General features: G+C 42.5%; 10 protein-coding genes. All 10 read right to left on the bottom strand.

What is annotated here, in order from left to right:
* Positions 1-9: 9 nt before the first annotated feature.
* Positions 10-1,347, bottom strand: a complete 1,338-nt coding sequence (locus BMW61_RS06245) for a nitrogenase component 1 (RefSeq protein WP_091820392.1) — start codon at positions 1,345-1,347, stop codon at positions 10-12.
* A gap of 10 nt (positions 1,348-1,357) precedes the next feature.
* Positions 1,358-2,077, bottom strand: coding sequence for an ABC transporter permease subunit (locus BMW61_RS06250; protein WP_091820394.1), 720 nt, complete (start codon positions 2,075-2,077; stop codon positions 1,358-1,360).
* A 10-nt stretch (positions 2,078-2,087) separates the two neighbouring features.
* A complete protein-coding gene (locus tag BMW61_RS06255; protein WP_091820396.1) occupies positions 2,088-2,786 on the bottom strand; it encodes an amino acid ABC transporter permease in 699 nt (232 codons plus the stop codon).
* A gap of 28 nt (positions 2,787-2,814) precedes the next feature.
* Complete coding sequence (locus BMW61_RS06260; RefSeq protein ID WP_091820398.1) at positions 2,815-3,699, bottom strand: transporter substrate-binding domain-containing protein; 885 nt, start codon at positions 3,697-3,699, stop codon at positions 2,815-2,817.
* Positions 3,700-3,958: 259 nt separating this feature from the next.
* A complete protein-coding gene (gene carB, locus BMW61_RS06265; protein WP_091820399.1) occupies positions 3,959-7,207 on the bottom strand; it encodes a carbamoyl-phosphate synthase large subunit in 3,249 nt (1,082 codons plus the stop codon).
* Between the two features lie 76 nt (positions 7,208-7,283).
* Positions 7,284-8,477 carry a trans-sulfuration enzyme family protein gene (locus BMW61_RS06270; RefSeq protein ID WP_091820401.1) on the bottom strand — a complete coding sequence of 398 codons (1,194 nt, stop codon included), beginning with the start codon at positions 8,475-8,477 and terminating at the stop codon, positions 7,284-7,286.
* Positions 8,478-8,497: 20 nt separating this feature from the next.
* Complete coding sequence (locus BMW61_RS06275) at positions 8,498-8,650, bottom strand: YezD family protein (RefSeq protein WP_091820402.1); 153 nt, start codon at positions 8,648-8,650, stop codon at positions 8,498-8,500.
* A gap of 85 nt (positions 8,651-8,735) precedes the next feature.
* A complete protein-coding gene (locus BMW61_RS06280) occupies positions 8,736-9,926 on the bottom strand; it encodes a MalY/PatB family protein (protein WP_091820404.1) in 1,191 nt (396 codons plus the stop codon).
* 265 nt (positions 9,927-10,191) lie between these two features.
* Positions 10,192-11,127, bottom strand: a complete 936-nt coding sequence (gene cysK / locus BMW61_RS06285) for a cysteine synthase A (RefSeq protein ID WP_022761468.1) — start codon at positions 11,125-11,127, stop codon at positions 10,192-10,194.
* Between the two features lie 148 nt (positions 11,128-11,275).
* Positions 11,276-12,607, bottom strand: coding sequence for an amidohydrolase (locus BMW61_RS06290; RefSeq protein WP_026671260.1), 1,332 nt, complete (start codon positions 12,605-12,607; stop codon positions 11,276-11,278).
* Positions 12,608-12,609 lie beyond the last annotated feature (2 nt).

Below are 12,609 nucleotides of genomic sequence, written 5' to 3' on the forward strand. Positions count from 1 at the left end.
ACATCCTCCTTACAGTTCATCACCAAATCTTTTCGCAATAACGCTATAGTAGTCCTCGAAAAATGTAAGACCTCCACTATATCCAAAATATGTCTTATTCAAAATGACCACATTTCCAACAGGTGCAGAAATATGAATTGAATCTGTCTTCCATCTTCTGGCCTCAACATCATTCCATAAGCTTCCAAACAAAACAGGAGGATTTACCCTTTCATGTTCTTCGCGCAATTTTCTTACATCATCCAGTGCCTTACCCACATCAGCCTGGAACTCTACTTCTGCCGTTATTCCGCCATCAAAATTCTGATATTCATCAATTATGAGCTGCTGATACTTTGCAGGCACATCATCACTTAAGTACTGTTTCTCCGGAATAAGCCCCAGATCATTTATGAGATATTTTGCACTGCTTAATGCATACGTGCTGTTCGCAATAGTTAAAAATCGCTTCGGAAGCACCTTTGCATCACAGAGAAGACTTATCCCCTTTTCAATGTAGTAATAGTACTTGTCCTCATTTTTCTTTATATAGTCCTCTATCAGTGATTCATCGAGATTCGCATACTCTTTTAATGCACGTAAAAACTTTGTCGTTTCAGTAGGACCGATAGGAAGAACCGGGTAATGGAAAATTGGCGTACCGAATTTTGTTTTAAGATGCTTTGCGATGTTAAGCTCCCACCAGGGTGAAAGAACCAGATTAAACGCTGCCTCCGGTATTTTCCTTATGTTTTTGATTCCTCTTCCCTTTCCGTATATGATGTTTGGCTCAAAACCAAGCTCAGTAAGCATTTTTTCTATAGCGTCGTAGGTTCCCGCCCAAAAAGGATCGTAGTATGGAATAATCCCCCATACATTCACCTGCTTGGGATTGATTTTGTCTGACTTTACGCAAAGAGAATCAATAATCTTTTTTACAACCTGCTCATGACCAAAAATGTTATTTCCTTTAAAACCGGCAACCTCCGTCACAAGCACAGGCTTTTCTGCGTCCTCATAGCTTCGTTCAATCTCCTCAAGATCATCACCTATGATAGCTGCAACGCATCCTGCAAGCACAACATAAGCATCCGCATCGTAATATTCCAGGGACTTATCTATGACCTTTTTCAGCTTCTTTTCTCCGCCAAAAACAATGTCAACATCCACCAGATTACTTGAGGGCATCAGACCTTCAGAAAAACCCACCCCCTGCTGGCTTCCATTCTGCGCTCCCATCAAAGGGCCGCCATTTCTTATGCAGCCTGATCCTGCATGCATAATCGGTAAAAATTTTTCAATAGACAGCACTGTATAATATGAACTGATAGCACAGCCTACACATTGCTTTTCCAAACTCTGTTCCATGTTTGCTCCTTTAAATTCTTGATAATACTCCTGTCTTTATTGCAATTCGTTTTTCAATTAAACTCAAAAGCTTAGATGTTCCTGTGCATATTCCCCAGTAAATTACTGCGCAGACCAAATACGCTTCTATGAACGATGCTGTATTTTCTGCATAGGATGTTGCCGCATTCATCACATCTATAATTGCTATGGTGAATACCAGTGCAGACAACATAATTCGTGTTCTGACATTTATTTTCAGATTGGGAAATGCCTCTATAATGATCTGTGGCAACACTATTCTTAAAAATGTCTGCTTTGTGGTAAGTCCGATACTATATCCTGCTTCCAATTGATCTTTGCCAATTGAGTTCAACGCCCCCTTCATAGTTTGTGCAAAGTAACCTATCCCATCCATGCTGAGTACAAATATTGCAACCCATATAGGGTCCATATCCTTTGGGCCGATTGGAAAATTATAATTTTGCCTGAGCCATGCCAAAAAATTGTATGTAATAAAATATCCCAGAAATAGTAATAAGAGCATTGGCATACATTTTGAAAACAGCGTCATGAAGTTTCTCAAAAACTTGCATCCCTTGTGTCCGCAGTATTCACCAAATGCAAGCCATGTCCCAAACACAAAATCAATTATCGAAGGAACATAAGCAAGTATCAGCGTCACCGGAAGGTATTGAACAGCATATAAAAATATCTCGATAAAAGTCCTAAAGTTAAAGTGAAATGCCATGGCCACTCCTTCAATTTACGGTGCGTATTCCAAACGAAAATTTATTTTCCAAACACTTAAAAAATATGATCAATGAAAGATTTATAAGTAAAAAAATGAGAGCAGCTCCGATATACGCTTCCAGCTTATGATCTATCCTTGATCCCATGAATTTTGCCCTGCTCATCACATCTGAAATTCCAAGCATATATGCCATGGTTGTTTCCTTAAACAGGGTGCAGGAAATCATTTCAAAAACCGGAAGCATAACGCGGAAGGCCTGCGGAAAAATGATGTTCCTGACAGTTTGAATTCGTGTCAGTCCGATTGAATAAGCCGCTTCATATTGTCCTCTGTTTATGCTCAGCAGCGCAGATGCAATCCCTTCTGACATAGAAACTGATTTTTCCAATGCAAATGTAGCTATGGCAAAAATAACCGCGTCCCATCTGGTTGCATTAATTCCGGTAATGTTATAAATAGCCACCGGCAACACGTAATAAATAAGGAACAACTGCACTACAGTAGGGACATTGAGAACATATCCACCTATTACTCTGTTTAACTGATACAAAACGGGAAGCTTGGTCACCTTCACTGCTGCTCCGATTATTCCAAACACAAATGACAGGAAAATCACAGTAACAAATATCAACAGGGTTGTTGGCAATCCTTTCATAATTTGCGGCAAATATTCAATTATTAGTTGTGGATCAAAAAGTTTTCCCATTTTTCCTACCTATGCTGCCAGAAATAAATTAGTATTCACTCTCTTTTAAGTACTCCGGATGCTCTGCCACCCATTCTGTTATGTCACCTTCAAAATCCCAATCGGTGCCATAGAATAAACGCTCATGAATTTCATTTATGGTTCCGTTTTCCTTCAGTGTCTTAAGAGCTCCATCGATATCTGCTATAAGCTGCGGATCCTCATCCTTACGGTATTTATAAAAAATGCCATCGATATGTGTCGCACCTATTTTTGCTGTTGTCAGTTTTACACCAAATCTCTCACTGTAGGAAATTACTGAGGGCTGTGATCTTGTGAATCCATCTGTTTTTCCTGTTACCAGGTCATTCACACAGGTTGCCGGGTCTGAAATATATTCGATATTTACCTGATTGTCCGGGTGCTCTTCGTTGTAAATATTAAGTATATGGCTCTTCTTTGCCTTTTCACTTGGGAAAGCGTAAACAGTTTTTCCTGCGAAATCTGAAATATCGTGATAAAGATCCTCATTCTCAGCCAGGATAAAGATTCTCTCAACGATTGTGTCATATTGTTCTTTACCTGCAGTGAAGTTTTCGGTTTCCGATACATCCTTTGTCATCTTGAATCCCAATACATCAGCCTTTCCGCTAAGTAAATTGTTGTCCAGACTGTCATTTGGAACCGCTTCAATGACGAAATCGTATTGAGGAAGCAATTCTGCTACAGCCTTTATCACCTCAACCTCATAGCCGGCGGGATTTCCTTCATCATCCAAATATGCAGTTGGTGCATAAGAATCCGCGGTCTGGAATACAACCGTTCTTTTCCCTTTATCCTTTGCCTGAGCACTTCCGCAACCAGCCAAAGTCCCCAATGTTACTGCTGCCATAACCGCTGTTGCCATCAGTCTGCTAATCATCTTTTTTTTCATAAACTCCTATCCTCCTTTTTGTTTCTGTTAAGTTTTTTGTGCATAAACCTCTTTCTTTGATTCATGGAAATGACCATGGTACAAAAAAAGAGGTTTACAACGCACTTCACGAATGAAATGAAGTGTTTTGTAAACCTCCGGTTGTCCAGTCGGTTATCTTTAAGGTTAGATGCATTCTAGCACAGCATCCGACTGCGGAAAATCAAGTTTTACTTATGGCTGGTTATAATAAAATCTTTTACCCTGTCTTTTAATCTTTTTATTTGTCCGTATTATGGTACTCCTGAAGTGATTTGATGTTACCACATCCGCCCTTCTTAACTTCCTTAATACCCTGAGCTGCTGCCTTTGCTGCTGCCACAGTTGTGATGTAGGGAAGGCGTGCCTTTATGGCTGCGCGGCGAAGATATGCATCATCATATTTTGCACCCTTTCCGATAGGGGTGTTGATCACAAGCTGCACATCGCCGTTTTTGATAAGGTCCTCAACATTAGGTCTTCCGCCCTCATAGTTCTTGAGGATCTTAGTAGCTTCCGTGCCTGACTCCACGATGTTCTCAAAGGTCTTGCCGGTTGCGTAGATCTTAAAGCCCTCCTCGGAAAATGCCTTGGCAAGCTCAGCGGCTGCAGGCTTATCTTCCTCGTTAAGAGATATGAGAACTGCGCCTTCAAGGGGAAGTGCTGCATTTGCTGCTTCCTCTGCCTTGAAGAAAGCTTCGCCGGGAGTTTTGGCAAGTCCGAGTACCTCACCTGTAGAGCGCATCTCAGGTCCAAGTACAGGGTCAACCTCCGGGAACATGTTGAAGGGGAATACAGCCTCTTTTACTCCGTAGTATTCGGGTTCTGTATTTTTCTTTGCATCAATGAGTGCCTGCACAGGTGAAGGTCTTCCTGTGAGCTCGGCCGTAATAATATCAGTTGCCACAGGAACCATTTTTATTCCGCAAACCTTGGATACAAGCGGCACTGTGCGGGATGCGCGGGGATTGGCTTCAAGTACATAAACAGTGTCATCCTCAATAGCATACTGCATGTTCATAAGGCCAACGACATTCATCTCTACCGCAATTTTCCTTGTATATTCCTCAATTGTCTTAAGGTGCTTCTCAGAGATGTGCTTGGAAGGAACGATACATGCGGAATCACCTGAGTGAATGCCCGCAAGCTCGATGTGCTCCATAACCGCAGGGACGAAGGCCTTCTCGCCATCGCTTATGGCATCAGCCTCGCACTCCAGCGCGTTGTGAAGGAATCTGTCTATAAGGATAGGTCTGTCGGGTGTTACACCAACTGCTGCCCTCATGTAGCCTTCCATGCTCTCCTCGTCGCGAACAATTTCCATTCCTCTTCCGCCAAGTACGAAGGAAGGACGAACCATTACGGGATAGCCGATTCTAGCAGCAATCTCCTTTGCCTCTTCAACATTAGAAGCCATTCCGGACTCTGCCATGGGTATTTCCAGCTTTTCCATCATCATGCGGAACTGGTCTCTGTCCTCAGCAAGGTCTATTACTTCTGGTGTTGTGCCAAGGATATTTACGCCCTCTTCCTTGAGCTTGGCTGCGAGGTTAAGAGGTGTCTGACCACCGAACTGTGCTATAACTCCAACCGGCTTTTCCTTTTTATAAATCTGAAGGACATCCTCAAGAGTAAGGGGCTCAAAGTAAAGTGTGTCCGAAGTGTCATAGTCTGTTGATACTGTCTCAGGGTTGCAGTTTACGATGATTGTCTCAAAGCCCAGTTTCTTCAGGGCGAGAGCAGCATGTACGCAGCAGTAGTCGAACTCGATACCCTGTCCGATTCTGTTGGGACCGCCGCCGAGGATCATAATCTTCTTATTGGTAGAAGACATATCCTTGGAATTCTCGAGCTGCGCATCAGTCTTGTAGGTTGAGTAGTAGTAAGCTGCGCCATCGGTACCATAAACGTGAACGCCGTCCCAACTCTCAAGAAGACCTATCTCCTCTCTTGTTTTTCTGATATCATCCTCTGAAACTCCAAGAAGTCCTGAGAGGTAGCGGTCTGCAAATCCGTCCTCCTTGGCCTTTATGAGTACTTCCTTCGTAGGCACTTTTCCTGCAAACTCAGATACGATAGCATTCTCTTCATCCACAAGCTCTTTTATCTCGTTAAGGAAATAGTGCTTAACCTTGGTTATATCAAAAATCTCATCGACAGTTACGCCCTTTTTGAAGGCTTCGTATATAAGGAAATATCTCTCGGAAGAAGCGTCCTTAAGAAGATGCAGGAGCTCTTCCTTATCCATATCCTCATACTTTTTCACATTTCCAAGGCCGTATCTGCCCTTTTCAAGAGATCTTATTGCCTTCTGGAAAGCCTCCTTGAAATTCTTACCGATGGACATTACTTCGCCCACAGCTCTCATCTGTGTTCCGAGCTTATCCTCTACGCCGCGGAATTTCTCGAATGCCCAGCGCGCGAACTTAACAACAACGTAATCACCGTTCGGCACATACTTATCGAGAGTTCCGAACTTGGAATCAGGGAGCTCAGCAAGTGTTAAACCGGTTGCAAGCTTTGCTGATACAAGGGCAATCGGGAAACCGGTCGCCTTACTTGCAAGTGCAGAAGATCTTGAAGTTCTGGGGTTGATCTCAATTACAACAATTCTTCCGGTCTTCGGATCGTGAGCGAACTGTACGTTCGTACCACCGATAACTCCGATGTGCTCTACAATCTTATAGGCCTGGCGCTGCAGCTCCTCCTGAAGCTTTTCATCTATAGTGAGCATAGGCGCAGTACAGAAGGAATCTCCCGTATGGACACCGACAGGATCAACGTTTTCAATAAAGCATACGGTGATCATGTTGTTGTCCTTATCTCTTACAACCTCAAGCTCAAGCTCTTCCCATCCAAGGATTGACTCCTCAACAAGAACCTGATGGATGATGGATGCAGCAAGACCTCTGGCACAGACTGTCTGAAGTTCTTCCTTATTGTAAACAAGGCCGCCGCCTGCTCCGCCCATGGTGTAAGCGGGCCTTAGAACAACAGGATATCCCAGCTCGTCAGCTTCAGCCAGCGCCTCTTCTATGCTGTAGCAGGCCTTTGACCTTGCCATCTCGATTCCAAGCATATCCATGGTTTTCTTGAACTCTGTTCTGTCCTCGCCGCGCTCAATGGCATCGACCTGAACGCCAATAACCTTGACATTGTACTTATCAAGAACACCTGCCTTATAAAGCTCCGAACACAAATTAAGACCAGATTGTCCTCCCAAATTGGGCAAAAGGGCATCCGGTCTTTCTTTTTCAATTACAGCGGCAACGCGCTCAACATTTAAGGGTTCAATATAAGTCCTGTCAGCCATCTCCGGATCAGTCATGATCGTAGCCGGATTGGAATTAACCAGGACGATTTCATAGCCAAGACTCCTAAGTGCCTTGCAGGCCTGAGTTCCCGAATAGTCAAATTCGCAAGCCTGTCCGATAACGATAGGGCCGGAGCCGATTATTAGTACCTTGTGAATATCTGTTCTCTGTGCCATGTTACTCTCCCATTCCTAAAATTTTTCTCTAAAAATTTTATTATCCATGGAAGAATAAAACAAGTAGTAAATTTAATTATTTTGGGTTCTCTTTTTCTGCAATCGCAAACACTCGATTAAACTCACAGATTAGATCTGCAATGCCTTCAATTCCTACAGAAAGCCTTAATACCCTGTCATTGATTCCATTCTTTTCAAGAAGATCCCTTGGTACATCTGCATGTGTCTGAGTAATCGGATAGGTAATAAGCGTCTCTGTACCTCCAAGACTCTCAGCAAAATAAATAAGCTGAACATTATTTAAAATCGAATGCGCAAACTCAGCAGAGTCCACCTCAAATGTCAACATAGCACCAAAACCTCTGGCCTGCTTTTTCATAATCTCATACCCCGGGTGCTCAGTGAGTCCCGGATAGATTACCTTTGTCACGTGCTTGTTAGTCTTTAGATATTTTGCAAGTGCCAGCGCATTTTCCTGTGCTCTGTCGAGTCTTACCGCAAGAGTTCTGATTCCACGAAGAATGAGCCAGCTATCAAAGGGTGAAAGTCCTGCACCTGTTGTCTTGTAGATAAATCTTAATCTCTCATCCAACTCTTCATCCTTAACAACCACGAACCCTCCTATAGTGTCATGATGTCCTCCAAGGAACTTCGTTCCGGAATGAAGAACAATATCAGCTCCGAGGTTAAGAGGATTCTGAAAATAAGGTGACAAAAAAGTGTTATCCACTATAAGTAATAGTCCCTTTTCTTTAGTTATTTTAGAGAGTTCTTCTATATCAGTTACATTCATCATAGGATTTGTGGGTGTCTCAAGATAAACGGCCTTCGTGTTTTCCTTTATATAAGGTGTTATATCCTCACTGCTAAGGCTAACCGCTGTATACTCAAGACCGTTCTTTTTGCTTATCTCATTAAAAAGTCTGATGCTCCCACCATAAAGATCTTCATCTATAATGAAGTGATCCCCGGGGCTAAAAAGCTCCATTACAGTAGCAATTGCTGCCATTCCGCTGGCAAATGCAATGGCATCCTTTCCGTTTTCAAGGTAAGCAACTATAGATTCCAATTGCTTTCTTGTCGGATTCTGCATTCTGGTATAATCATAGCCCGTTGTATCTCCAAGTCCCGGGTGTGCAAAAGTAGCTGTCTGATATATTGGATAGCTGATAGCTCCCCACTTATCCAGAAGATTTCTGTCCAGTTGCTGACACTTTGTCTCTATGCTGCAATTTACATCTGTACACTTGTTGCAACCACTGCAATCCATACTAATCACTCCCTTCAAAATCAGAATCTTTCTTTTGAACTGGTTTCTATCTGTGTGATCTTGCCATCATGTACAGTTATAGTTACAGTTCCGTACTTCAGGTTTTCAACCTGATTTCTTATACTTTTCCATACGTCTTCCAACAAATCTTTTTCCACATCCGCCTTTGCCATATTTTTCTCCTCACCTGTCCATCCAAGATATTTTTATTTAAGAAGATATTACATTGCCATAATATCCTGCACAATTTCATAAAGCTTATAGACTGCTATCATGATTTCTTACCCCTTCATATAGCTGAGTCATTGCCTGCCCAAGTATCTTCCTGGGACAGGCAACATTTATTCTCTCAAATAGCGCTGTCTCTCTTCCGAAAATGATTCCGGGATCAAGCCACAGATGTGCTTCATCAACTATCAGTTTTTCAAGTTCCTTATGATTATCAGTAAATTCGCTGAAATCGAGCCATATGAGATACGTCCCCTCAGGTTCTATAAGATGTATTTGAGGAAGCTTTTCTTTCAAAAAGTCCCTGACATAAGAAACATTCCCCTCGAGATATTCAATTAACTCATCAAGCCATTTCTCGCCCTTGGTATATACTGAAATGGTTGCTGTCAGTCCAACCGCATTGCACTGACTATAGCCTGCTGCCTCGTTCTCAAATATAAATGCTCTTCTTGTTTCCTCATTCGGGATAATAATATTGGCAATCTGAAGACCTGCAATGTTGAAGGTCTTACTTGGAGAGGTGCCCACAATAAGCTTTCCGGTATACTCTTCTCCGAGTGAAATATAAGGCGTATGCTTATATCCCTTGTAAACAAAATCAGAATGAATTTCATCAGCAAAAACATATACATCATGTTTTTTACAAATATCAGCAATTCTCGTAAGTTCGTCTTTTGTCCATACTCTGCCCACCGGATTATGCGGACTGCAAAGAAGAAACAGCTTAACATTCTCTGAAATTATCTTCTTTTCAAAATCATCAAAATCAATTTCGTAGTGTCCATTCTTATAAACAAGCTGGTTGTTTACCAATTTTCTGCCGTTTTGTTTAACCGTCTCAGCAAAGGGATAATAGACAGGCTGCTGTATCAGGATGGCATCGCCTTTATCCGTAAGTGCTCTGATTGCTGTTGCAATGGCATATACGACTCCGGGAGTTATAACATTCCAGTTGTCCTTTATTTCAAAACCATGCCTCTTAAGATACCAGGTTCTTATTGCAGTTTTGTAATCATCTTTGGGATCTGTATAGCCAAAAATACCATGCCTTACTCTTTCTTCTATGTCCTCAATCACTTCATCCGGAAGCTTAAAATCCATGTCTGCAACCCATAGTGGAAGCAGATCGTCTCTCTTTTTTCTTTCGGGACCGAAATCGTATTTGAGAGAGGAAGTGTTTTTTCGATCGATAATTTCGTCAAAGTTGTATGTTGTCATATTTACCCTCATCCGGCACTTCGTGCCACCTTCCCCCCTAAAAGGGGGAAGGCTTTTGAATAATAAACTTTTATGTTTAATATACATATATTGAATATAGAAAGTGCTCCGGAAGCGGATGAGCTTCGGAGCAATTCTTTTTTCCGGAAGGAGATTTGGAACCGGAATATCATAATTTGCGTACTGTGAACAAATGATTTTCACACGTACTATTCTTATCTACATATTGGCTGGATATGTATAAATTGTCTCTACTCTGTTTTTATCAATCTGCAAAAAGCGGTGTTGAAAGGTACCTGTCACCTGAATCGGGAAGAAGAACTACTATGTTCTTACCCTTGTTCTCAGGTCTTGCTGCAAGAATTGTTGCTGCCTTAAGTGCTGCACCTGATGAGATACCTACAAGAATTCCCTCTGAAACCGCAAATCTTTTACCCTCTGCGAAAGCATCTTCATTCTCGATAGCAAGAACTTCATCGTAAACCTTTGTGTTAAGGGTTTCCGGAACGAAGCCTGCTCCGATTCCCTGAATCTTGTGAGGTCCTGCTTCGCCCTTAGTAAGAACAGGGCTTGTAGCGGGCTCAACTGCAACAACCTTAACATCAGGATTCTGTTCCTTGAGGTATTCACCAACACCTGTGATGGTTCCGCCTGTACCTACACCTGCAACAAAGATATCAACCTTGCCGTCTGTCTGCTTCCAGATCTCAGGACCTGTAGTAGCCTTATGGATAGCAGGGTTAGCGGGATTTACGAACTGCCCGAGGATAATTGCTCCGTCAATTTCTTTCTCAAGTTCTTCTGCCTTGGCAATTGCTCCCTTCATTCCCTTGGCGCCCTCTGTAAGAACGATCTCTGCGCCGTATGCCTTAAGAAGATTTCTTCTCTCAACACTCATGGTATCAGGAAGTGTAAGTATTGCTCTGTAGCCCTTTGCAGCTGCAACTGCTGCAAGACCGATTCCTGTGTTACCTGATGTAGGCTCGATGATTGTTGCGCCGGGTTTAAGCTTTCCGCTCTTTTCAGCATCCTCTATCATACTAAGTGCTACTCTGTCCTTTACGGATCCTGCAGGATTGAGATATTCAAGTTTTGCAAGAAGTGTTGCATCTGTAACTCCTGCCTTTTTGCTATAGCCGTTAAGCTGTAAGATTGGTGTTCCCCCAATAAGATCAAGTGCGCTCTGGTTAATGTATGCCATGATATTTCTCCTCCGTTTTTAATATATTTTTTTCTTTCGTTTTTATGTGTCGTTTGTTGATATAAGGATAATAACACGGCACTCATCTTTGTAAAATGAAGTAATAATTATCGGCAGAAATAAACTTTACTTATTGCCATGATAACTATCAGTTATACTCCTTAATCTCTGTTTTTATAAAGGAATCCAAGAGCTCTACGTATTTCTCTTTGGTTAGCTTAGGCTCATATTCATCAACTATCTTCTTCGCGGTTTTGGCATTGTCTCTAAGGAACCTATATGCCCCCAGAGCAAACACTTTTGCTGTCTCGATATACGCCAGTTCTTCGTCCACTACTTCAAAGTCAGCGCCATGGAATTTTCCTTCTATACCACCTGTATTAAATGTATAAACCGGTTGGATATGCTGAAGATCTCCAACGTCCGTGGAGCCACCGCTGAACTCTCCTTTATCATCTGCCACTTCCACGTTATACTTATCGCCGGCTGCTATTTTTGCTGCCTCAACAAGATCTTCCTCCGGAACCACCGGCAGCGTCGGCAGGTATCCCGGCATCGTCTCAATCTCAACAGTTGCTCCAAGCGCCGCTCCGCCTGCAAAAAACGCTCTGTCAGTTTTGTTTGATGCATCAATTATGGCTTCGTTGTTTCCTGCTCTGACAAGAGTCTCTATAACAACCTCATCGGGGATTACATTTACGAGATCTCCACCCTTTGTCATAATCGGATGTATCCTTACATGATCTGTATCCTTGAAGGTCTCTCTGTGATAACCAAGTGCTGCAAGTCCTAGTGAAGCAGCATTAAGAGCATTCACTCCAAGCTCTGGAGCAGCGGCAGCATGAGAAGCTTTTCCATGAACCTTTATTACCTTACTTACAAAGCCATTATTGGTTCTGCTGCTAAAGCTGATCTTATCTCCGTTTGAGCTGTGATGAGCTATCGAAAGATCGACATCGTCAAATGCACCAATCCGAATAAGTTCACATTTTCCTCCGCCGTATTTGATCTTTCCTTCATCCTTCAACTTGTTCTTGAACTCTACCTCGCCGTATTCCTCTGCAGGTACCGCAAAGAATACAACCTGTCCGTCGAGCGACTGTGCTATCTCTTTGTCGGAAAGAGCAATTGCCGCTCCCAGGATTCCTGTAAGCTGAGCATGATGTCCGCAGCAATGTGCTCCCTGACTCTCCTTGTTAAAATGAGGATGATTTGTAATTCTAAGAGCATCAAGTTCTCCGATAAGAGCAAGGCTTACATTGTCCTTTTTGTCCTGATTAAGATATGCCTTCACACCTGTTACTGCATGCCCCTCAGTAACCTCCAGTCCAAGTTTTTTTGTAAAATCCGCAAACTTTTCTGCTGTCCTGAACTCCTTGTATCCAAGCTCCGCATGATCATAAATATCTCTTGCAAATTCGATTATTTCATCTCTGTGCGAATCGATTATGTCTATTATTTTTTTCTCTATAGCATCCATAT

The sequence above is a fragment of the Butyrivibrio sp. ob235 genome (assembly GCF_900109475.1).
Lineage (GTDB): Bacteria > Bacillota > Clostridia > Lachnospirales > Lachnospiraceae > Butyrivibrio.